This window comes from Scytonema sp. NUACC21 (assembly GCF_054684315.1).
Genome location: NZ_BAAFZH010000106.1, coordinates 66,508 through 90,837, shown reverse-complemented (window position 1 = coordinate 90,837; position 24,330 = coordinate 66,508). Strand labels below are relative to the sequence as shown.

At 42.2% G+C, this 24,330-nt stretch carries 16 protein-coding genes; 7 read left to right on the top strand and 9 right to left on the bottom strand.

The genetic code is table 11. The features are described from left to right. Nucleotides 1-96 precede the first annotated feature (96 nt). The gene (locus tag ACYRY3_RS38155) at nucleotides 97-1,446 is read left to right on the top strand and encodes a PrsW family glutamic-type intramembrane protease (protein WP_460206951.1); all 1,350 of its coding nucleotides are present in this window, start codon (nucleotides 97-99) and stop codon (nucleotides 1,444-1,446) included. 107 nt (nucleotides 1,447-1,553) lie between these two features. Here ACYRY3_RS38155 and ACYRY3_RS38150 read toward each other — a convergent pair whose 3' ends face one another. The 7 genes from ACYRY3_RS38150 to ACYRY3_RS38120 form a co-directional block, all read right to left on the bottom strand. Next, nucleotides 1,554-3,050: a diguanylate cyclase domain-containing protein gene (locus tag ACYRY3_RS38150; RefSeq protein WP_460206950.1), complete on the bottom strand. Its 1,497-nt coding sequence runs from the start codon at nucleotides 3,048-3,050 to the stop codon at nucleotides 1,554-1,556. Between the two features lie 8 nt (nucleotides 3,051-3,058). Then, on the bottom strand, nucleotides 3,059-4,951 hold the full coding sequence (locus ACYRY3_RS38145) for an adenylate/guanylate cyclase domain-containing protein (RefSeq protein WP_460206949.1): 1,893 nt from the start codon (nucleotides 4,949-4,951) through the stop codon (nucleotides 3,059-3,061). A gap of 157 nt (nucleotides 4,952-5,108) precedes the next feature. Then, nucleotides 5,109-8,279, bottom strand: a complete 3,171-nt coding sequence (locus tag ACYRY3_RS38140; protein ID WP_460206948.1) for a response regulator — start codon at nucleotides 8,277-8,279, stop codon at nucleotides 5,109-5,111. A gap of 1 nt (nucleotide 8,280) precedes the next feature. Beyond that, nucleotides 8,281-9,507, bottom strand: a complete 1,227-nt coding sequence (locus tag ACYRY3_RS38135; protein ID WP_460206947.1) for a sensor histidine kinase — start codon at nucleotides 9,505-9,507, stop codon at nucleotides 8,281-8,283. Beyond that, complete coding sequence (locus ACYRY3_RS38130; RefSeq protein ID WP_460206946.1) at nucleotides 9,504-12,317, bottom strand: ATP-binding protein; 2,814 nt, start codon at nucleotides 12,315-12,317, stop codon at nucleotides 9,504-9,506. Before ACYRY3_RS38130 ends, ACYRY3_RS38135 begins: the two co-directional genes overlap by 4 nt. 164 nt (nucleotides 12,318-12,481) lie before the next feature. After that, nucleotides 12,482-15,817, bottom strand: a complete 3,336-nt coding sequence (locus tag ACYRY3_RS38125; RefSeq protein ID WP_460206945.1) for an efflux RND transporter permease subunit — start codon at nucleotides 15,815-15,817, stop codon at nucleotides 12,482-12,484. Nucleotides 15,818-15,870: 53 nt separating this feature from the next. Beyond that, entirely contained in the window at nucleotides 15,871-17,202 is a 1,332-nt protein-coding gene (locus tag ACYRY3_RS38120) for an efflux RND transporter periplasmic adaptor subunit (RefSeq protein ID WP_460207182.1), read from the bottom strand. Nucleotides 17,203-17,765: 563 nt separating this feature from the next. Between ACYRY3_RS38120 and ACYRY3_RS38115 the strand changes: the two genes are divergently transcribed. Beyond that, on the top strand, nucleotides 17,766-18,314 hold the full coding sequence (locus ACYRY3_RS38115) for a phycobiliprotein lyase (RefSeq protein ID WP_460206944.1): 549 nt from the start codon (nucleotides 17,766-17,768) through the stop codon (nucleotides 18,312-18,314). 384 nt (nucleotides 18,315-18,698) lie between these two features. On the opposite strand, the gene ACYRY3_RS38110 is transcribed toward ACYRY3_RS38115, so the two are convergent. Continuing rightward, complete coding sequence (locus ACYRY3_RS38110; RefSeq protein WP_460206943.1) at nucleotides 18,699-19,091, bottom strand: hypothetical protein; 393 nt, start codon at nucleotides 19,089-19,091, stop codon at nucleotides 18,699-18,701. Nucleotides 19,092-19,200: 109 nt separating this feature from the next. Here ACYRY3_RS38110 and ACYRY3_RS38105 point away from each other — a divergent pair, with 109 nt between their 5' ends. The 5 genes from ACYRY3_RS38105 (at nucleotide 19,201) to ACYRY3_RS38085 (ending at nucleotide 22,455) form a co-directional block, all read left to right on the top strand. Then, the gene (locus ACYRY3_RS38105; RefSeq protein ID WP_460206942.1) at nucleotides 19,201-19,443 is read left to right on the top strand and encodes an AbrB/MazE/SpoVT family DNA-binding domain-containing protein; all 243 of its coding nucleotides are present in this window, start codon (nucleotides 19,201-19,203) and stop codon (nucleotides 19,441-19,443) included. Then, nucleotides 19,437-19,568: a hypothetical protein gene (locus tag ACYRY3_RS38100; RefSeq protein WP_460206941.1), complete on the top strand. Its 132-nt coding sequence runs from the start codon at nucleotides 19,437-19,439 to the stop codon at nucleotides 19,566-19,568. The genes ACYRY3_RS38105 and ACYRY3_RS38100 overlap by 7 nt, the downstream gene beginning before the upstream one ends. Nucleotides 19,569-19,736: 168 nt before the next feature. Then, the gene (locus ACYRY3_RS38095; protein WP_460206940.1) at nucleotides 19,737-20,375 is read left to right on the top strand and encodes a Uma2 family endonuclease; all 639 of its coding nucleotides are present in this window, start codon (nucleotides 19,737-19,739) and stop codon (nucleotides 20,373-20,375) included. A 221-nt stretch (nucleotides 20,376-20,596) separates the two neighbouring features. Continuing rightward, the gene (locus ACYRY3_RS38090) at nucleotides 20,597-21,826 is read left to right on the top strand and encodes an AAA family ATPase (protein ID WP_460206939.1); all 1,230 of its coding nucleotides are present in this window, start codon (nucleotides 20,597-20,599) and stop codon (nucleotides 21,824-21,826) included. 17 nt (nucleotides 21,827-21,843) lie between these two features. Beyond that, nucleotides 21,844-22,455, top strand: a complete 612-nt coding sequence (locus ACYRY3_RS38085) for a DUF4276 family protein (RefSeq protein WP_460206938.1) — start codon at nucleotides 21,844-21,846, stop codon at nucleotides 22,453-22,455. A gap of 149 nt (nucleotides 22,456-22,604) precedes the next feature. Here ACYRY3_RS38085 and ACYRY3_RS38080 read toward each other — a convergent pair whose 3' ends face one another. After that, nucleotides 22,605-24,317 carry a diflavin flavoprotein gene (locus ACYRY3_RS38080; protein WP_460206937.1) on the bottom strand — a complete coding sequence of 571 codons (1,713 nt, stop codon included), beginning with the start codon at nucleotides 24,315-24,317 and terminating at the stop codon, nucleotides 22,605-22,607. Nucleotides 24,318-24,330 lie beyond the last annotated feature (13 nt).

Here is a 24,330-nt window from a genome sequence, read left to right as displayed (position 1 = left end):
CGCAACTCATTTGTGTCAGCAAGAAAGTAAGATACTTGCCAGTATTACTTTTCTCAATTTTAAACTACTTAACGGGTGGGTAGGTGATATACCTAGATGAGTATTGCTTTTCTGCGTTTGATCTCCGGTGATAGCAATAATTCTTACTCGCTCTTAACGACGGGCGAAGTGGTCATTGGGCGCGATTTCAGCTGTCAAATAGTACTTAGTTCAAATCTATACGGGATGGTATCGCGGCGACATGCAACCGTGCGCCCACTCAAAACACCAGATGGCAAAATAAGTTACTTACTCAGCGATTTGAATAGTGCGAATGGTACTTATTTAAATGGAAACCTTTTACAGGGAAGTCAGGAATTACACAGTGGCGATCGCATCACTGTAGGCACCAATGGTCCGGAATTTGTTTTTGAGTACCAATACAACCATCAACCTGTAAAACCACCACAGCGAGTGGTTTCCACAACCCAAGTGTCATCCTCTTCGTCGCCATCGCCCAATACAGATAGTGAGGCAAGCTGGTCGCAATTACTCCCCATTCTTTCACCACCAAAAGACCTAACACACAAAGCTTACTTAGTACCGGGAATCATTACGGTGATATTCGTGGTACTTTTGTTTTTCGTCCAAGGGGTCACCTATCAAATCTTACTAGGGGCTTATCTGGCTGGTGCTGTTTTATACTTTATTTATCGATTGTGTGGCAAACCTAAACCTTGGTGGGTACTCATCACGGCTATAATTTCTACCATAGTTATTCTGGCAAGTCCCATACTGAGCTTATTTATATTAGTGTTTCGGGTGATTCTTCCAGGAACTGTGCCAGACGATCCCAGCACGATCTCCTTTCCAGAGCTATTTATGCGGTACTTTTTTGGTGCAGGGCTGTTGGAGGAATTGCTCAAAGCCTTACCAATTATTGGATTTTATCTTTTAGGTAAAGCCCTGTCTTCGCCAAAGCGAGAACGTGTCGGTGTATGGGAACCTCTTGATGGAATTTTGCTGGGAAGCGCCTCGGCTGTGGGTTTTACACTGTTTGAAACTTTAGGTCAATATGTACCCGGTACCGTAGCACAAGTGGCACGAGAAATGGGAGAACAAGCTGGGCTGTTGGCGGGATTAGAACTGTTGATTCCGCGAATCTTGGGCGAAGTCGCAGGTCACTTGGCTTGGAGTGGCTGGTTCGGCTATTGTATTGGGTTGAGTATCCTAAAACCGCGTCAGGCTTGGCGAATTTTGCTCATGGGTTATTTGAGCGCCTCTGCACTTCACGGTTTGTGGAACAGCAGTGCGGGACAGGCAGGAAGATTGGGGGTTTTTGTTTTAGGATTGTTGGTAGTGGTTGGTGGAATCTCTTACGTGTTGTTGGTAGCAGCAATTATTAAGGCACGCTCTTTATCACCAACGCGATCGCAAAATTTTGCAACTCGCTTCAACAACTCTTAAATAACTTAAGTAAGTAGGCGGGAATAAACAGAACTAAATTACAAAATGTAAACGGATCTGAAAGCTTTACCAATGACTGATGACCGAATTGAAGCCAAGGGACGTGACTACTGAAAATCCATACAAATACGATTTCTGCCCCGATTTTTTGCTTTGTAAAGAGCCGCATCTGCTAATTGGAACAACACTTCCTTTGAGTTCTCTTGGGAGGGAATCAAACTACTGACTCCAAGACTTAAAGTGACGTACTTGCTGACAAGCGATTCGTCATGAAGCAGTTGGAGTTGTTTGACTTGTTGCTGAATGAATTGTGCCACTTGCACTGCGCCGTCAACAACTGTATTGGGGAGAAGCACGGCAAACTCTTCGCCACCGTAGCGAGCAACTAAATCGGCTGGGCGCTTGGCAGCACGGTTGATGGCTTGAGCGACGTTCTGCAAGCAGAAGTCTCCGGCAATATGACCGTAGGTGTCGTTGTAGCGTTTGAAATAATCGACATCGCAAAGAATCAATGACAACGGCAATTGCTCCCGTCGCATTCTGCACCACTCGAGTTCTAACACTTGGTCAAAACGGCGGCGGTTGGCAACTTGGGTCAACCCATCTAAATTGATTAAACGTTCTAGTTCTTGGTTGGCTTGTTGCAGTGCCACTTCCGCTTTTTTACGTTGAATCAATGACCCAACTTGAGTCGCGATCGCTGTCACTAACTCAAGAGATCCCGGCTCCACTGGCATGGCATTTTGAGAAAGAAAGACGAGAATAGCAAGAAACTGCTCCTTAAAAAGAATTGGAACTCCAAAAGCCGCTTTTAGCCCTACTTGAGAAGCAATATCGTGACGGTAAAAAACTTGCTCGTTTTGAGACACATCAAAAACCCATTCAGGTTGTTTGGAAACCCAAATTCGACCGGGTAATCCTACATTAGGGCTAAAGGTTAATGTTTGGCTCCAAGAGCGAAATTTCTCCAGTTTGGTATACCTACCATACCAACCCTGACTGCACTCAAGGGCTGTTCCTTCCGAATTAACAAGCCAAGCTTCACCAAAATCCCAACCAATGGTTTGACAGATTAAAGCTAAAATCTTCTCTAAAGCAGAATCAATGCTAATTGCAGAACTTATCTCTTGAGTTGCTGCAACTAGCAATTGCAATTGAGAATTTTGCTGACTTAATTCTTGGTTTTTTTGTTGCAGCTGCAGTTGCAAATTCCGTAGGGTCAGTTGATTTGCCACTCGTACCAGAACCTCTTCTACCTGAAATGGTTTAGTGATATAGTCTGCGCTGCCAACATGAAATGCTTTGGCTTTATCGAGACCTTCACTGAGAGCACTTAAGAAAATGATGGGAATATCTCTCGTTTTTGGGTCAGCTTTCAATTTTTGACAGACTTCATAGCCTGATAAATCTGGCATGAGAATATCTAGCAAAATCAAATCCGGTGGGCTGGCTCGAACAACTTCTAACGCTGAGTAGCCATCGGTTACAGGTCGAGCCTTATATCCATTTTGTTGTAAGACATTGACTAATAACCGCAAGTTGGCAGGTGTATCATCAACTACCAAAATATTTGCTTTGGAATTGTGACTGTCAGCTAGATTCATATAGGTGGTTAAAAGTGTTTCGCTTTTCCTAAAAGCCAGTAAGCGATCATTTCTCCTTTGCCCTTGACGGTAATTTTTCCCCGTTTTTCAAATTCAAACTCCTCCTTTAAACGTTCGTAGGTTGCCGCACTCACCTGAATTTTTCCTGGTAATCCATTTGATTCCATGCGGGATGCAATATTGACTGTATCTCCCCACAAGTCATAGCTAAACTTACTCATTCCAATCACTCCAGCAACCACATCTCCCGTGTTAATACCAATTCGCAGTTGAAATACCTCTGTTGTTTTCCTATTAAATTCAGCTAAACACGCCTGCATATCCAGCGCCATTTGTGCAGTTTTCCGAGCACTATCCTGGAATGGTGTGGGTAACCCTCCCACCACCATATAGGCGTCTCCAATTGTTTTTATTTTCTCCAAGCCATGTTTTTTTGCCAATTGGTCAAACTCAGAAAAAATCTGGTTCAGAAATTCTACGATTTGTGCTGGAGTTTTCCGGGTAGAAAACTGGGTAAACCCCACCAAATCAGCAAACAGGACGCTCACCTCCTCACAGCGATCTGCGATTGGGCTTTCGCCTGCTTGGAGGCGTTCGGCAATGGGTTGAGGCAAAATATTGAGTAGCAGTTCTTCACTTTGAGCTTGTTGAAATTTCAGAGCTTCTTGCGCCACCATACGTTCGGTAATTTCAGTGACCATACCTTCATAGTAAAGTAGCTTTCCTGTGAGATCTCGAACGGCTCGAGCAGTTTCAGAAATCCAAATAGATGTGCCATCTTTGCGGCACACTATTGACTCAAACCCTGCCACAGTTCCATCCGCTTCCATAGCAGCGATGTATTGCTGACGGCAGTTAGAATCAAAATATAACTGCTGACCAATGTCCCGTATATCCTGGAGTAGTTCTTCTGGACAAGAGTAGCCGTATATCTTTGCCAGCGAACTATTAGCACTTATGTAACGTCCGTCAGGAGTTGATTGATAGATACCAACAATGGCATTTTCAACAATACTGTGATATCTTTGCTCGGCAATTCGCAAAGCTTCTTCTGCCTGTTTGCGCTCGCTGATATCCCTTGCAACTAAAGTAACTGAGTCATTATCCATTGGAGATATTGCCGCACTCAGCCAAACTGTCTTCAATCCTCTCAGGCAGAAATCAAAGTCAACGGTACGTTTGGTCTCTATGGCTTGCTGAATCAAACTCAACCAAGTCTGTTCAGTGTCAGCTTGAAAAAATTGTTCTACTATCTGACTGACTAGATCGGTGTCAGAATCCAGTAAATTTGCTGTACTGGTTGGTATAATTTCTATATTACTGAGTTGACCTTCTAGAGTATCAATAACAATAACAATATCAGTCATTGCAGCTAAAACCGCACGCATTTTCTGCTCAGATGTGAGCAGTTTTTGCTGGAGAAGTTGACGTTCTGTAATTTCAGTTTGAAGTTGTCGGTTTTGATGATACAGTAGCTTAGTTTGTTGCTGAAGAATCTTTTGCAGAAACCGTTGGGAAATGTGATTGTGAACTCGTGCCAAAATCTCTTCGACTTGGGAGGATTGGATGATGTAATCAGCGCCTCCAACCTGAAATGCTTTGGCTATATCTAATTCCTCACAGCAGCTACTTACAAAGATGACAGGAATTTCACTTGTTTGGGGAGAGGCTTTGAGTTGCTGACAAATCTTGTAGCCGTTCAGGTCGGGCATGAGCGTATCAAGCAGAATTAAATCGGGAATCTTTGCTTGAGCAACTTCAAGTGCTAAGTACCCATCACTGACCAGTTCAACTTGATAGCCATTTGTTCTCAATATGTTGACTAACCAATTAATGTTAGCTAGTCTATGGTCTACTACTAAAATTTCTGCTTTTAAATTTTTGTTCGCCGTAAAATCCATTGACTGTTCCTGGCAACGCACCCTCATAATCCAGTAATAATTACCGTTACCTGATACTTTCTATTTAGTGTTTAATTTATCCTGGGCTTACAGCCGCAAGAGGTTGAAGTATCAAATATAGCAAGATTTTAATGTACTTCAGACATCCGCGAGCAAATTATTCTCCCTGTGTAACAAATTGTGTAATTATATTAATAATTTTCTTGTACTCAAAATTATTCAAATAACCTTGAAGCAGTTGGGCAAAGTAAGGATTCTCGCTGTTGATTTGGGCAATCAGACTATCCATGACCTCTAAGTCAGCACAGTTAATTGCTTGCTTCATGTCATTCACCCATTGAAGTTGAAGTTTTGGCATTTCAGCCAACTTCATCGGTTCTGTGGTATCAGATGTTGTCTGCTCGTAGATATAATGCACTCCCAGATGCTGGTGGAGCGTGTTCAAAATAATTTCCTCGGACAAAGGCTTGCGGATAAAAGCGTTAAAGCCCATCGCAAGAGTGGCTGTTTCCGTATCTTGTAATGTACTGGCAGTCAGGGCAACGATCGCACTTTGCAATCCATAGGATTTAGCTCTAATGTATCGAGTGGCTTCGTAACCATCCAAGACGGGCATTCGCAGATCCATCCAAATTAAGTGGGGTTGCCAATCTTCCCAGATTTCAATGGCTTGTTGACCGTTACTGGCTTGTTTCAGTTCAAAGCCGAGGGGTGCAAGAATCTGTATCAAGAGTTGACGATTATAATCTATGTCATCCACTATCAGGAGGCGATAGGGAGGGTGACTGGGTTCTATAGCAATGGCGCGACGGGATAACTGTTGCGTTTTTGGTTTGTTAGCCTCTAAATCTACATTAATTGGCAATCTAAATTTAAAGGTTGTACCACGCTCGATTTCACTCTCTACAGTCATATCACCGCCCATAAGTTGCACGAATTGGCGGCTAATAGATAAGCCCAATCCCGTACCTTCGTGGGATTTCTGACCTGATGAGATTTGCACAAAAGGTTGAAAAAGATTATCTATTTGATTGGAGGCAATGCCAATGCCTGTATCTGTAATAGAAAATACAAGAAAGTAAGTGGTATTGAGTATTTTTTCTAATGTAGAAGTCAGTTCCACAGAAAGTTTGACACTGCCTTTGTCGGTAAACTTGATAGCATTGGATAGCAGGTTAATCAAAACTTGACGCAGTTTGATTTCATCTGTACAAATATATCGAGGAACATCAGCATTGCAATCAATAATCAATTGCAAGCCCTTTTCTTTTGCTTTAAGACGGAACAGATGTTCGACTTCATTTATCAGGTGAATGATGTCAATATTTTTGGATTCAAGGGTGACTCGTCCCGCTTCTATTTTAGAAAAATCAAGGATTTGGTTAATGAGGGCAAGCAGATGCTCTCCACTGCTATGAATAATACCCACGTTTTCTTTTTGTTCGGCAGAAAGATTGGGGGCTTGAAGGATTAATTGCGAAAACCCGAGTATTGCATTTAAGGGAGTTCGCAACTCGTGGCTCATGTTGGCAAGAAAGGTACTTTTCGCTTTGCTTGCTTGCACGGCGGCTTCTTTTGCTAATGCAAGTTCTTCTTCAGTGCGTTTGCGATCGCTAATATCTTGATGAGTTCCTACCATTCGCGTGGGTTGACCGTTGTCATCCCAAAGGGCTTGTCCTCGTACCAAAATCCACTTGTAGCTGCCATCTTTACACCGCAGGCGATACTCAACTGCGTATTGGGAATTTTGGCGTTGGAGGTGGGATTCCAAAGCAATTTTCACTCGCGCAACATCCTCTGGATGCACTAAACTGCACCACATCTCGTAGCTCCAAGGCAGTGAGTGTTCTTCATAACCCAACATTTCTTGGAGCCTAGCCGAAGCAAAGGTTTCACCCGTGACTAAATTCCAGTCAAAAATGCCATCCCTTGTGCCCTGTAAGACTAATTCCCAGCGTTCTTCACTTGTCTTTAAAGCTTTTTCAGTGGCAAGGCGTTCGGAGATATCCGTCTGCACTCCAATAAAGTTTTTCAAGTTGCCTTTGGCATCATAAACTGGAGAAATTTTGAGTTCATTCCAAAAACCAGTTCCGTCTTTACGAAAATTTTGCAGTACGACTTGGCAGTCTCTGCCATCAGCCAGGGCTTGGCGCAGTTCTACTAGTGCGGGTTGATCTGTTTGAGCTCCCTGTAAAAAGCGGCAATTTCTGCCAATAACTTCCGCTGCACAGTAACCTGTGATTCGTTCAAACCCAGAGTTAACATAAAGCAATGCATAGTCAGGAGCACCAGTCGTAATGGCGATACCATCAGAAGTAGCGGCGATCGCTCGCTCTACTATCAACAAACGCTCTTCTGCTGCAGTCCGAATTTGAATTTCTTGCTGCAATCGTCGATTTTGTTCTTCTAATTGTTGTTTGAGCCTTTGATTTGTCAAATGAGTTTCAACTCGAGCAATAATCTCTTCAGGTTGAAACGGTTTTGTAATATAATCTATTGCTCCAACTTCAAAAGCTTTCACCTTATCAACAATTGCATTAGAAGCACTAATAAAAAGAATGGGAATATCTCTTGTTGCCCGAACAGATTTTAGCTGTTGGCAAACCGTGTAACCATTTTGGTCTTTTAAATTAATATCCAGTAAGATGAGATCTGGTGGGAATGATTGAGCAGAGCGAACTGCTAAATTTCCACACTGTGTTGGGCGAACTTTATACCCAGAATCCGATAAAGTCTTGATTAAGAGTCGCAAATCGGCAGGATTATCGTCAACAACTAAGACGTTTCTTTGGGTTTTGCTGGATTGAGGTTGCTGAGCCTGTAGAAGCTGACGGTAAGAGCGCAAAGCAATTATAGTTGTCGTAATAAGTTTTTGCTGGGTGAGTTCCAGTTTAGTTTTATAGTCGTTGATATCGTAGTTTAATATAACTGATGTTTCTGGGGCTTGTCCGGGTTGAGCCGTGCGTAAAATTATACGTACTGTCTGATTTTTCAGCACTTCCCGAATATATTGCACAACCTTTAAGCCTGCATCGTGGGTTTCCATAACCACATCTAATAAAATGAAGGCTGTATCCGGATTGTCTTGAATCAATTGTTGAGCTTCTGCAGCCGAATATGCCGAAATCAGGTTTAAAGGTTTTTCCTCAAATGTAAAATCTTCTAAGGCTAACTGAGTTGCTTGGTGAACGTAGATATCATCATCCACAATCATCACTTTCCAACAGTCGGTGACTTTTTGCTTGGGAAGATCTTCCTCTAAATCTAGACTATTATCGTCATTTTCATTGAACAAGCGATGTTTACCATATATAAATTTATCGGACATATTATTCACAATTAACCTTCAGTGGTAAATTCATGATAAATTTTGTGCTAAATGGATACGACAAGTGCTTATCCAAACCACTTTCACAGCGTATGGTACCCTGAAGTTTTTGAGTGACCAAGTTATATACAATATGCAATCCTAGCCCACTTCCCCCATAACTTCTGCCAGTTGTAAAGAAAGGTTCAAAAATTTTACTGAGGTTCTCCGGTGGAATCCCACATCCATCATCAGTATAGGAAACGAGCAGTCTATTGTTTTGTTGCGTAAGTTCAAAGCATAAATGACCGTGTTGCCCTGGTTGATAGGCGTGATTGATGGAATTCATGACTAAATTAGTTACAATTTGAGAGAAGGCACCAGGATAACTATCAATTTCGATTGAATCATCTCCACTAACTTTTAATGAAAGTTGAGTTTTGCTGAGTTGGGGCGTTAAACTCACTAAAGTCTCTTCAATATACTGTTTGACATAAAAAACTCTCTTTTCCAAGTAAGTTTGGTCAACGGCAACTTGCTTAAAGCTTTGTATCAGTTCACCTGCTCTTTGTAAATTACTTAAAAGAAGTTGACTGCTGCGCTTAGCTTTACTTAAGTATGCCATTAATGACAACTTTCTTAATCCCCCTTTTTCTACCTCAACTTCAAAAGCTGCTGTTTCATTTTTCAAAGTTGAGGCAACTGTGATTCCCGTCCCAATAGGAGTACTAATTTCATGAGCTATACCTGCTACTAAATTACCCAAAGCTGCCATTTTTTCAGCTTCAATAAGTTGGGTTTGCGTAGCTTTTAAACTGTATATCGTTTGTGTTAAATAGTCATTTTTTTCTTGCAAGGTCTTTTGTAAATGGCGTAGCGATAAATGAGTTTGAACGCGAACTAAAACTTCTTCCACATGAAACGGTTTAGTAATGTAGTCTACCCCACCAACGGCAAAAGCCTTCACCTTATCAAACACTTCATTTAAGGCACTGATAAAAATCACTGGAATGTCCTTAGTTTGTTCGTTTTCTTTGAGCTTTTGGCAGACTTCATAACCATTAAGGTTAGGCATCAAAATATCAAGTAATATGAGGTCAGGAGGTTCTACAAAGGCACTGATAAGAGCCGATTGACCATCTAAAGCAGGTCGAACGCAGTAACCCTTATCTGTTAATATTCCAGCTAAAAGCCGTAAATTGTCCTTAGTATCATCAACCACTAAAATTGTTTGTTCGGATGAATTCATGCTTTTTCCTGGTCTTTCACTTGCTGAACAAGCATAACAATTTTTGAATATTCAAAATCCTCTGCCAAAATCGCCAAGGCATTCGCCCCATCTGGATTGAGAGTACTGATTCTTTCAATCAGGCTATTAATTTCCATCATTTTGGAGCGAATGGCTGCCTCTTCTAACTTACTCAGTAAATCTACTGGGATGATTGCAAGGGCAGCTACAATTGTATCTCCCACAGCCTCATTTTTGAAGGTGGGCTGCAAAGATAAGGATTGAGATTTTTTACCTTTATCATCGGTATCATCTTCGTAAATATAACGCACCCCAATATGCTTGCTTATGGTGTCAAAAAGCTCTGCTTCCCGAAAAGGCTTACGCATAAAATCATCACAACCCACCGACAGTACAACTGCTTTTTCTTCTTCTAAAGTACTCGCAGTCAGAGCAATAATGGCAGTGGCTTGACCTTTGATAGTCGCTTTTATCTGTTTTGTAGCTTCGTAGCCATCCATAACAGGCATCTGCATATCCATAAAAATGAGATGAGGTGAAAATGTATCCCAAGTTTCCAGTGCCTCCTGACCGTTACTCGCTTCCCACAGGTCAAAGCCTAGAGGGTTGAGGAGTTTAATTAAAAGTTGGCGATTGATTGGCTTGTCATCCACAATTAAAATTCCATAACGGGGTTGATTGGGTTCGAGGGCAATGACTCGCCTGATTGAACCCGTGCTTTCGATATCAGTTGCATCCACTAAGGTAATTTTGATGTCAAATCTAAAGGTGCTACCACTTCCTATTTGGGATCTGACAGTGATGTCACCGCCCATCAATTGGACAAATTTGCGTGATATAGCCAATCCCAATCCCGTGCCTTCTTGAGATTCTTTGCCAATTTTGGTTTGCACGAAGGCTTCAAAGAGACTGTTTAATTCTTCTGGGGGGATGCCCGGTCCAGTATCTTCGACTTCAAAAAGCAGTTGCTGGCTGTTGGATGTTGATTGTTGAGAATTATTAACAACTCTTACTCGCAATGTCACGCCGCCTTCGCGTGTAAATTTCAAGGCATTGTTCAGCAGATTAATCAAAACTTGGCGTAACTTGATATCATCAGTACGGATGTAACGAGGAACATTAGGCGTGCAGTCAAATATCAACTGCAATCTTTTCTCATCAAACTTCAGTTGAAACATATCTTCCAAATCGTCTAATAGACAGTAGAGGTCGAAGTTTGTTTCATTCAGGGTGATGCGTCCGGCTTCAATTTTAAACAAATCTAAGACTTGGTTAATTAATGCCAGCAAGTGTTCTCCACTGCGGCTAATAATGCTGACATTTTCCTGCTGTTCGGGCATCAGGCTTTGGCTGCGCGTCAAGAGTTGGGAAAAACCCAAAATTGCATTGAGAGGTGTTCGCAATTCGTGACTCATGTTAGCAATAAAGACACTTTTTGCTTGATTGGCAACTTCTGCTTTTTCTCTGGCAATCTCCAGTTGTTGATTGGACTCGGCTAACTCAGCAGTTCTTTCGGTGACTCGCTGTTCTAGCAAGGCAAAGGACTCTTGAAGTTGATGAGCCATGCTATTAAATGACTGGGCAAGGGAACCTAGTTCATCGGCGCGTTTAATCTCGACAGTTTTTTTCCATTCACCCTTGGCAATATCAATAGCCGCTTTGTTTAATTGCAGAATAGGCTTTGTTACCCATTTTGCTGTTACAATTCCAACAGCAGTTGCCACAATTAAAGCTGCAATACAAAGCAGGATAGTGGTACGAGTGTTGGCGTGAATCTGTTCCATAAAGTCTGCTTCCGGAACGACCGCAACAATTAGCCAGTCTAGCCCTTTGTTATCTCGAATTGGAAGAACTTCTACATAATGTCGCTTGCCTTCTGTTTCAAAAGTTGATAGCCAGTTGCTCTGAATTTCTTTGAGTTTCTGAGAATGACTGAATAAGTATTTAGCAGTTTCTCTAGTCAAGAAATTACTACTTTCTGTCACTGAGAAAAGTTTTTTGGCATTACCTTGGTTGCGAAATGGTTTTTCTGGAGTAGAAGTTGCTAGCAATATTCCATTACGTTCTATAATAAATGTTTGACCGGATTTTCCAATTTTTAGTCTATTTAAGAATTCTCCAATACGGTCTAGACGTAATGTAGAAAGCAAAATTCCTTTGACCTGTTTTCCTTTGTTGTATAATGGCTGTGTTCCACTAATTAATAAAGTCGGTTCATTAAATGAAATAAAAACTGAACTCCAGGTTGGCTTACCTGCTTGTACAGCAGCTTTATAAGAAGTTTCTTGTAGTAAATAAAAGGGTTTTACGATTAAAGCTACTGTGGTGCGATCGCCATTTTTATTAGTATTGTAAGAATGAAAGTTATAATTGGTTGAGCGATCGGCAACGTTAACTCGGAAAGAGCCATTTTCTAGCTTTTCCCCAGAACGATATTCACTCTTGTAATTACCAACACCAATGAAAGTGATATCAGGATATTGTTGTACTTGAAGTAATAGATATTTCTCCCAAGGCTCCAAGTTTTCGATACTTAGGAGTTCTCGTTTAATCAGATTGAGGTTACTGTGATTAATCTCATGAGGAGTGTACAAATAAGCTCTCAAATTTTGCTCAATCCTCAAACTCACCTCATTCATTAACTGAGTTGCTAAATCTTCTACTGCTTTTTGACCGTTTCTAAAAGAAAGATATCCCACCAACCCAACAGCACCAACAATTTGCAAAACAAAGGGGAGAATTAGAATCGTTCGTAGAGACATTTGCCCAAACAATCGAGCCATTAAAGAGTTGGGAGATTTGACAAGCATAGAAGTTATGAAAACTGGCAAAAATGCCAGTCTAAGTATATATGCTATATTTTTAACTCAGAAATTCCATGAGTGTCAAAATCTACTTTTTTAACAAGTAAAAAACCGACTTCCATCAATGTGGAAATCGGCTGTTATTGCTACATATTTTCTTTACCAATTGTTTACCGGAAAATTTTGAAAGACTTCCTCCACCAACGCAGGCTCATTAACACTGGCTTTGCCCATTTCCAATCCAGCACATCATGCAGCAGAGTATAAAAACAGGGAATGATAAACAGTGTTAGCAGTGTAGCGATCGCCATTCCAAAGAATACGACAATCCCCAAAGGCTGTAGAAACTCCGAACCTTCACCAATACCCAAAGCTAGGGGAAACAGACCCAAGATAGTGGTGACTGTGGTCATCATAATAGGACGCAAACGCTGAGGGGCTGCTTTGAGAATGGCAACTTGACGAGTACACTCTTCCTCTTCCTGAATTTGGTTAGCCAGTTCCACCATTAGAATCCCTGCATTCACCACAATACCCACTAGAAGAACTGCACCAACGATCACTGTTGCACCGACTGCTGTCTTGGTAACGTAAAGACCAAAAATTCCTCCAGCTAAGGCTAATGGTACGGTGAACATAATCACTAACGGGTCAATCAGGGAATTGTATTGCACAGCCATGACAACGAAAATTAAAAATGTTGCCAACGCTCCCAAAGTTTTCAAGGAGTTTTGCAACTGTCGATTGCTTTCTTGAGCAGAACTGGGGATAATCGTAATACCTTCTGGTAACTCAATGCTCTTCATCACCTCATTCGCTTCTGCTAGAGCATCACCAAGACTGGCTCCCTCACTTAAATTACCTGCAATGACAAAAACTTGGCGTTGATTGATCCGCTGAATTTCTCCTGGAGCTTGACCTTGTTCAATGCGGGCAACATCTGAAAGGCGGACTTGTTGGTTATTTTGTGTAAACAGTGGTAATCCTTCCAATTGAGAAGGTCGTTCAATCGCTTCTTGATTCAACTCCACACGCACATCAACTAAGCGGTTACCTCGTTGAATTTGTGTAGGAACAGAACCCTCAATTGCTGTTTGAATCGTTTCACCAATTTCTTGTGCTGTCAGCCCCACTTCTGCAACTCTTTCCCAATCAGGACGAATTTGGACTTCGGGTTGGCGGGGATCTGCATCCGGTCGAAATCTAGCAGATGTTACTCCTTCCTCCAAAGCTTGCAGCACTTGCCTGCCTGCCTGTTGTAACTTTTGTTCATCCTGACCTTGCAGAATAATGTCAATCTCGGAACCTTGAGCTGGAGTATTCGTTAAAATCAAACCGCGTACCTGACCGGGGCTGAGGCGCAGCAAAATACCTGCTAGGTTAAGTTTATTAAATTCCTCGTTAACCCGTTTGACAAACTCTTCAACATCCTTTCCTGGTTTGAGAGTAATCGTGCTGCTAGCGCGTAAAGGATTTTCAGTCGTATTACTACCAAAGAGAAAACCCCCTACTGTTGTGAAAACATAATCCGTTTCCGGTTGCTTCATTAAAATATCATCCACAACCTGCATCACTTTCTGAGAAGTCGCCAGGGGTGTACCGGGAGGAAATTGCACTCTTAAGTTAGCTTGCCCAGTGTTGATGCGCGGCAATATTTCTTGCGAAAGTTGACTTCCCATAAAAAAGCTGCCACCACCTAAAATCATAAGAACTGCCGTAATAACGATTAATCGATGGTGTACAACCCTACTCAGTAACCTACTATAGAGGTTTGTTACATTTTCAAAACGATAATTAAATTGCCGCAGCAGCCAAAACTCATTCACACGACTAGACCAAGGAATTGCTAGCAGTCGCGAACACAGCATCGGTACAACTGTGACGGCGACAACAAGGGAGGCTGCAACTGCAAAGCTAATCGTCAGAATCAGTTCATTAAATAGCAGTGAGATAAACCCACCAATCAACAAAAATGGCACGACAGAAACCAAGTTTGCAGCAGTGGCGGTGACTAAAGCAGATTCAACTTCTTGTGAAGATGCAATTGCAGTCTCAATAAAGAATTTGGGGTTTCTGCTTTTGTTTATCTCTCCATCTGCTACTCTCCACGTCTCCCCATCCCCCCGCCTCTCCTTCTGATTGGGAGTCTTACCTGTTTTTTCGGCAATGTTCTCTAGAATAACTACTGATGTATCAATGGCTTGACCTATTCCTAAAGTCAAACCTGCCAGACTAAATACGTTTAAAGTCAAGCCGAACAGCTTCATTAAAACAATCGCCGCTAGAGTACACAGCGGGATTGCCAGACTAATAATAAATGTTTGCCGTATTGACCCCAAAAATAACAGCACTGCTGCTGCTGCCAACAATGCCCCAGAGACTGCTGAAAAAATTACATCATTTAACGAATTGCGAATGAATCTCGATTCATCTGTCGTAGGCGTTAAAACCATATCCGATGTAATTAAGCCTGACTGCCGCAATTCTTCAATCCGCTGTTTCACCCCATCAACAACCGCGATCGTGTTAGCGTCTGGCTGCTTTTGCACTGACACTTTCACTGCGGTCTGACGGTTTAAATAAACAAATAATCGCTCTTTTTCTGTATCATCAAGAACCTCAGCAAAATCCCGTAAATATACACGGCGGCGGGATGGTGACGGATTCGTAACGGATGTAGCAGATGAATTATTGCTGGAATTGTTGTTATTGGAACTGTTACTACTTGTAGAGCTTGTAACTTCAAACGAGAGGTTGCTGATTTCATCTGCATTTTGAAATCGTCCAAAGGTGCGGGTCAGCGGTTCAGTATTCTGCCCTAAAATCCGACCACCAGATATGTCCTGATTGCGAGCTGTGAGTTCATTTAGTACATCAGTTAACCCAACACCTAACGCTTGCAAACGGTTTAAGTCAACAAGTATCCGCACTTCTTCTTCGGCAGCACCGGATATATCAACCGAGGCAACTCCCGGAACAACACTAAGTTCACGAGACAGTTCTTCATCCGCAAAGACTCGTAAATCTTTACCTTGTAATGAGGAAGATGTCAGTGCTAATTCGTAAATCGGTTGTTGAGACGGATCGAACTTAAATATGCGCGGCTCTTCAATCGTATCGGGTAGTTGTCCTCTTCCTCGGTTGAAAGCAGCAGTCGCATCATTTAAGGCTTGATCGATATCTCCCCCTGGTTGAAAAAATAAATCAATGCTCACCTGTCCCTCGCGAGTGCGTGAGAAAACTTGCACCACGTTCTCCGTTGCAGATAAGGTCTCCTCTAAAGGTCTGGTGATTTCATCTACTGCTACTTCTGGCGAGATACCTGGTGCTTCTAATCGAACACCTATTCGTGGATAGGTAATTGACGGTAGCAGATCCACTTGAATTGTTGTAAGAAAAAATACGCCAACGACAATGACTGCCAGCGTCAGCATGAGGGTGCCTATATGCTGGCGGATAGAAATGGCGCTAATACTGAATCCACTACTTTGCTGTACCTGCTGCATAACTAAGTGCTGAGTACTGGGTTGGTTTTGAGAATGGTGGGCAGTGCCCTATATTATTGTTTTTCCGACAGTATTGAAAGTTTGACACCGGCTCCATCTTTTAAAGGTCTGCCACTGCGAGCCACAAATCTATCTCCTGGTTCTAAGCCGGTTAAGACTTCTACTTTGCCATCAGCCCTTTCTCCAAGTGTTACTGCTCTAGATGTCACTGTCGCTTTTCCACCCGCTTCCGCCACCACAAATACTGTCCCCTGACGTTTAGCTGTTGGGGATTGAGAACTCCCAGATGGAGAATTGCTCTCCCCCCTTTGCCCCCTCGCCCCTTCGCCTCTTTCCTGAAGGGCTGTTTCCGGTATGAGTACCCGTGCTTGTACTTGGGTTTCAAAATTGACTCGTGCTAGCAATCCGCTGCCAATCTTTCCCTCACCGTTAGGTATAACAACCTCTACAGGTATTAATCGGGCGGTTCTATCTGCGGCTGGAGAAATACGTGTTACTTGCCCAACATATGTGCGATCGCCAAAGGCATCCAACCGTACTTTTACGGGTTGTCCTACCCGTACTTTTGCCAGTTCTAGTTCAGAAACTTGAACCTCAACTTTGACACGGTTGAAGTCACCCATTTTTATAACTTCATTCCCGGCTTGAAGGAAATTGCCTGGTTCTGTCACTTTTTCTAAAACTGCTCCAGTAATGGGAGAGATGAGTCTTGCATATGAACGGCGTTCTTTTGCTTCTGCAACAACTGCTTGTTGGGCAACAACTCTACCTTGAGATGCGCTTAATGCTTCCTGTTCTGTACGGACTTGCTCTTGCGCGGCCCGGAGAACTTGAGCCGCTGTTCGGGCTGCAGTGCTGGATTGTTCGGCTGCTTGTTGTGAAATCGCTCCCTCTTTCACAAGTTTCTGCTGTCTTTGGGAATCTGCCTGTGCTTGCTGTAGTTGTGCTCTTGCTCTTTCTACTTCAGCACGAGCATTGCTGACTTGTGCTCTTGCCCTTGCGACTTCTGACTTGAGAGCTGCTAATTCTGCTTCTGCTTGATTTTGGGCTGTTCTTAACAGGGCATCATCCACTTGTCCAAGAACTTGCCCAAGCTTTACGCGATCGCCCACATCCACATTCAATGCTAGAAGCTGCCCTTCAACTCGCGATCGCAGTGATACGGTACGATAGGGTACGGTAGTTCCCGTATACTCTGGGTCTTGACGCAGCTGTCCCTGACGGGCGATGGCTACATCCACGGGTACTGCACCGCCATCCCTTTGATTTCTTCCGGGACTCTGTGATTGAGCCTCCGCTGACTCCTTTGGAAGTGAACCGCAACCTGCTGTCAGTAGTCCTACACCCAGTATTGAAGCAATCAAAATATTTTTCTTAACTTTCATTGGCTTTATGATGATGTTTGGCTTGTGCAATTGCCTTTGAGCTGTATAAGCCTGCTTGTGTGTTATGTTTCGCCCCTTATTTTCTTCCAAAATCATTGATATTGCTCCTACCAGGGTAGTTTTTGCTTAACCTGTTAGTTTTATCTTCTAAAAGTTAATATTCTAAGTAAATAGCTAGTCTTCGCCGTTAGTTACCAATCATACTCCTGCCACCGCATTTCTACTTGGTATAAACAAAAGTTATTGATAGTAATATAACGAATCTTAAATTTTTCTTGGCTCTACCTAAAGTCACGACTTTTCTGGTAGGCAATCAGTTCCCACACGGTTACAGTTCCGCAAACTATTTCGGAACGGGAACCATCATGCTCCACCTCTAGCTCAAGGGGGTTGTAAAAAAAGATAAAGTGTCTATTCTTCTTATTGTAGCAAGATTATCAACCAATTTCCTGAAAATGTGTAAATAATATTAAAAAAGGTAAACATATCTGGTATTTGAGACACACATAGTGTATCTATTCTCAACACCTGATGCAAAATTCACATTGACGGGGGAACTAATAGTGACAACACTGCTCAAACTTGCACAAAGCTCGGATGAATCTTTACTGATTGACTTCTTCCAAGAATCAGTGGGGATGTGGAGATCGGAACGACGCTACTACACGCTACCAGATGGAGAAACAAAAGAAGTCGTAAGCATAATTACCATCCGGTTTTTGAACGCAGGATGCGATGAATTGCAGAAGCTAGCTCAGTTGCACGATTTACCAGACGCAATCAGTTTGAGTTGTGGTGCTGAAGTCACTTGGGAAAGCGCCAATTCCGTCACAGGAAAGAAAGAGTCCAACGGTTCAACACTGTTTGGTGCATTGGGAAATATTTTGTATCGCGATCGCGGTTTTGCCACAACCAAACCCGTTACCGCACAGTACCATTTCCCCAACTCCAAAACATTGTGTTTGCGAACGGAATACAACGGTTCAGTTTTTGAGGAAGAGTTAAAGTTAGTTGGTACCAAATACCGCACGCGTCAGTCGATTATTTCCCGTGCGGGCGAACAACTCATGATCGGTCAGTATTTGGAAAAGAGAATTGAAAGCGAAGAGTGAGGAATGAAAACTCCAAGGTTGAAAATAGGGTAACTCCGTATATCTTGCACCTGGAAATATGGATGTCAAAACCATGACTACGTGCAAGAGGAGTTATACGTTTGATATCAAGTCATGATACTAAATCCAGTTTATCAGCCCTTTTTTATGGAACCGCAAAGACGCAAAGAACGCCTATAGCCCTAGCGGGCATAGCCTATCGGCAACGCGAAGCGTCTCGAAGAGAAGAGAAGACAAAGAAGGAGCCCAGAAGGTGTTTCGGCATTGAGTTTATCCCAATCAGGTAAGTTCGGATCGGAAGTTTAAAGTTGTGCCTAATGCCCCAGGATGTAGGCACTTCGCCGACAGGACTAAGCAGCGATACACTCCAAGTAATGAGCCATATCACTTCACAACCATTGAAGAATCGACATCTAAAAGCCAATTCTCATCAACAAATTCTAGGTGCTCATTATAATCAAGAACCAATTCACCAAGTTTTTGAGATTTACTACTTGCTGTTGTTGTAAGACCGACAGCATCAGCTATGAGGGAAAACTTTAGTTGTAAAAAACGTTTTTTGTGAGTAACGCCAATAGAACTGCTAACTAATTCAGCTTTTAGGGTACGAGGCAACGTAATTGTTTCATAATATTCATCTTGTTTATCCCAGTAGCCGCACACTTTATAATCACATTGTTCCAGATGTTCTTGAACAAGTCTATTGGCATCTAAACTTTCTAATATTTCAGTTAAATCTTGCCAGATTTGATGATTGTTTAATTCGAGCTTTGTCATAATTACGTAGGTTTAATGTTCTGCTACCATAAAATAAGCACTTATTTTGCTTGGTGCAAAGCTTATACCTAATTATAAATTCATTGATAAAAGTTGATTAGAGAGATTTATGACTACCACAGTAACTAAGTGGGGAAATAGTTTAGCTGTTCGCATTCCTAGGGCGTTAGCTGAACAAGTAAAAATTCAAGAAGGAACAGAGGTAACATTAAGTATTTCAGATAACAGCATTGTCATTACACCAAAAAGACGTAAAAAATATACTCTTGATGAATTGTTGGAGGGAATGACACCAGAAAACTTCCATTCTGAAATTGACACTGGAGTCGCTATGGGGAATGAAATTTGGTAAGCATTCCATATATTCCAGATAGAGGCGATATCGTTAAAGTAGATTTTGGCTCACAAGAAATTACCCCTGATTTGGTTAAACGAGCATTTGCGTTTTTACGGCGATCGTACAAATTGATAGTGTAGAGACGCGCCATGGCGCGTCTTTACAAAATTTATATGTATTCCGATTAAAGTAAAATGGTATTAGTTCTCTACAAATCGTAGCCTGATTCTTGGGAAGCCACCAACCCAAACGCTTACCCAAAAGCGCTAGAGTAGGCATAAATTGAGGTAATACGCCCCTATCGAACCATGCAAGTTACTGACAAACGATACTACTCTCCACAGGAATATCTAGCAATAGAAGAGGCGGCTGACTGCAGAAGCGAATATATTGACGGTGAAACCGTTCCTATAACGGGTAGTTCTACTAATCACAATCAAATAGCTGGCAATTTTTATGCCAAACTGAGTTTTGTCTTTAAAAAACTCGACTATCGAGTGTTTATGAGCGATGTACGGTTGTGGGTACCCCAGCAGCGTATCTATACTTACCCCGATGTGACAATCGTGGAGGGAGAGCCGCAGTATTATAATAACCGGACAGATACGATTACCAATCCTATAGTGATTATCGAGGTTTTGTCACCGTCAATTAAGGAATACGATCGCAGCAAAAAGTTTGAGGCATACCGCACGATTCCTACATTTCAAGAATATTTGTTAATTGACCAAACTCGAATATATATCGAGCATTTTTCTAAGACAGATAATAAGCGATGGTCGTTTGCTGATTATGATAAATCGGATAGGGCGATCTGCCCAGAGGGCAGGAGCGAAGCTATCGCGCTAGCTTCAGTACCCTTTGAAATTTCCCTGCTAGATATCTATAACAAGGTAAATTTTCAACAGGTAGATGTAGAAACTGCACCCGAAGTTGAAAAAATTTAAGATAGTGCAGGTAAAATTAATTCTTCCTTCTAATAAAATTGTTAAAATTTTTAACAGTAGAGTTCAGGCTATAGACGGTAAAATCACTAAGCAATGAGCAAAAACCCAGCTCCCAGCATCTGTCCGCCACCCCCTACTACCCAAACTCTTCTCAGGCGAGATACAGATGAAAGATGCTGATAAATATGTAGCAATGGGAGATGTACCCCAGATGTTTTCTAATGCCTAAACAATCTATTCACCGTATAGAATATCTAAGAGTCAAAAACTATCGAGCGCTGCGTGACCTAGAACTCAAAGGAATTACTCCCCTCACCGTGTTCTTAGGACCCAACGGCAGTGGTAAATCAACCATTTTTGATGTTTTCGCCTTTCTATCAGAATGTTTTATATTGGGCTTACGTAAAGCTTGGGACAAACGCGGACGCTTCAGAGAACTGCGGACACGGGGCGCTGATGGCCCTATTGTAATTGAATTAAAATATCGTGAAAAGCTAGATTTACCTATCATCACATATCATCTGGCTATCGAAGAAAAAGCTAATAAAGGACCTTACGTAGCAGAAGAATGGTTGCAGTGGAGAGGAGGTAAGAGTGGCAAACCTTTTAAATTTCTCGACTTTCAAGAAGGTGCAGGACGGGTAATTACAGGCGAAAAGCCAGACGAACAAGACGAAAGAGTATTTGAACAGCTAAACTCCCCTGAATTGCTTGCTGTTAGTACTTTGGGACAATTTTCTAAACACCCTCGTGTTAGTGCATTACGCAATTTTATTAGTGGCTGGTATCTTTCCTACTTAACAGCAGACAACGCCCGCAGTGTCCCAGAAGCAGGACCACAGGAAAGATTATCACCCACAGGAGATAATTTACCTAATGTTATTCAATATCTCAACGAACAACATCCTGAACGATTAAAACTTATTCTTAATACTTTATCCTGTCGCGTTCCCCGCTTAGAAAGAGTAGATGCAGAAATGATGCAAGATGGGCGGTTATTGTTGCAAATTAAAGATGCCCCTTTTCAGCAACCCATACTTGCTAAATTCGCTTCAGATGGCACACTTAAAATGTTGGCTTATCTAAGCGTATTATATGACCCAGATCCACCTCAACTTATTGGAATTGAAGAACCAGAAAATTACCTACACCCACGTTTATTGCCAGAGTTAGCAGAAGAATGCCGTGCAGCCTCAGCTAACACTCAATTAATGGTAACGACCCATTCACCCTTCTTTACTGATGCTCTAAAACCAGAAGAATTGTGGGTACTGTACCGCGATCAACAAGGTTATACCCAGGCTAAACGTACTGCGGATATGCAGGGCATTAAAGAGTTTATGGAACAGGGAGCTACTTTAGGTTCATTATGGATGGAAGACTATTTTGAAGTAGGTAATCCTTTAATTAATTCTGGGGGTCCAAAGAAGAATACATCTCAAACAAAATAAAGGAGGAGTGAACTAACTTGCATATTGAGTTTTTAGTTGAAGAGCTATCTATGAAAGAGGCTCTCCAAAATTTACTACCTAAAATATTGGGAGACACGAATACTTTTGATATTCACCCTTACCAAGGTAAACACAATTTACTATCAAAATTACCTCAACGTTTAAAAGGCTACAAATCTTGGTTACCAGATGATTACCGGATTGTTGTTTTAGTTGATGAAGACCGGGAAGATTGTAAAGACCTGAAGAACAAGTTGGAAAAAATAGCTCTTGATGTAGGCTTTAGTACTAAGAACTCTGTCGATATAGGTCAGAAATTCCAAGTCCTTAATAGAATAGCAATTGAAGAACTAGAAGCGTGGTTTTTTGGAGATATAGATGCTTTGACCAATGCTTATCCTAAAGTATCATCCTATATAGAAAATCATGCAAAATACCGCGACCCAGACGCAATTACAGGTGGTACTTGGGAAGCTCTAGAAAAAGTGCTACAAAGATCTGGCTATCATCAAGGAGGTCTAGAAAAGACAAGAGCAGCAAGAGAAATATCACTACATATGAATCCATCAAATAATCGCTCTAAAAGTTTTCAAATATTCTACGATGGCTTGTTAAAAATAATAGCATGAGCACCCTAGTAGAATCTTTGCCATAAAACAGGCAAGCTTTTAAGCAAAAATGTGGAAAATGAAATCATCAAACATAGGTTGGTTATTTCCCCAACTTCTTTGAGAAGTCGGGGATTTTGCAGCCCATCGAGATTTTTCAATCTATCTCACTAATAATGACTTCCCGATTTACGATGGTGTACGGCAGTCACCCCATCATTATCCAGCAACTTACCATTCTTCACCATCGCATAAATCAGCCAGTGGTCGCCGCATTCCATCCGGCTTTTCACACTGCATTCTAGATAAGCAAGTGCTTCACTCAGTACGGGAGAACCATTTTCGGCTTCTTCCATTGCAACACCATCAAAACGGTTTTGTCCCGGACCAAAGGGTTTGAGGAAGTGTTTCATCAAGCCCAAGTGATTCCCTTCCTTTAGGACGTTGAGAACAAATTGGCTTCCGGAGTGTGTTAGCGATTCGACAGCACGGTCTTTAGCAACAGCAATGGTTAACCCAGGGGGATTAAAGCTTGCCTGAGAAACCCAAGAAGCTAACATAGCACTGGAGATATCGTCTTGCTTTGCTGTAAGAACGCACAGTGAACCAACAATTCTCCCAACAGCTTGCTCTGTTGTTGTTGCAGGTACGCTTTGCGATCGCACTTTTTTAACTTTCTTGAGTGCTTGGGCAAAGTCAGTTCCTGCTTCTTCACACAATTGCAGGACTGCATCATTCGGTTTGAACTTCACCCGAATGGTTTCAAACCCAAAACGGTAGCCTGCGTCTTTGAGTTTATCTTCTAGGAAATCAACAGCTTCCCCACTCCAACCAAAGGAACCAAACACCCCAGCGAGTTTGTTGTTTGTAGCAGTCGAAAGAACAATACCCAAAGCTGTTTGAATGGGGGTTGGTGCATGACCGCCAAGAGTCGGGGAACCTATGACAAAGCCAGCTGCTTTTTCCACGGCTGCACGGATTTCCTCTGGGTCAGTAAATTCGCAGTTAATTGATTCTACAGCAACGCCGGCTTTTGTAATACCGCGAGCGATCGCTTGGGATAGAGTTGCGGTATTTCCATAAGCGGAAGCGTAAATCAAAGCGACAGAAGTGTCTTGAGAAGTTTGCTGTTGACTCAACTGACGGTAAACCTTTGTCAGGTCGAGTAAGCCATAGCGTACCAAAGGACCGTGACCGGTGGCGTACACTCTTACGGGAAAATCAGCAAGTTTTTCCAACGCTGTTTCAACCTGACGGGCGTGAGGTGCCATCAAGCAATCATAGTAATAGCGTCTATCTTCTTGAAATACCTCCCAACCTTCGTCAAACACCTGGTCACCACAGATATGTGCTCCAAATAATTTATCTGTGTAGAGAATTTCTGTCTGTGGGTCATAGGTGCAGAGTTGGTCCGGGTAGCGGGGGTTGGGGGTGGGGATGAATTGCAAAATATGCCCCTTCCCTAAATCGAGAGTTTCTTCCCCCCGCATGACGATAACTGGTAAATCTGGCTTTTCCAATGCACCCCGTAAATTGATTGCGCCGGGATTGGAACAAACAAAGGTTATCTGAGGTGCAATTTCGAGTAAAGCTTTTAAAGTGGCTGCACGGTTTGGATTAACGTGACCCAAAATCACATAATCTATCTCTTGTAAATCAAACCGCTTTTGCAAGGCATCCAGATAAATCCCTGTAAATGTTTCCCCTGGCGGGTCGATAAGGGCGATTTTATCTCCTTTGATTAAAAAAGAATTAGCTGTTGTACCCTTGGCTAGGGCATATTCGATTTCAAATCTCAACCGCGTCCAACTGCGGGAACGGAATACGGTTGTATCTGTGGCGATGGGAAGGACTTGAACGTCGCGGGGCTTTGTGGAGGTCATGGCTTTCTGGTTA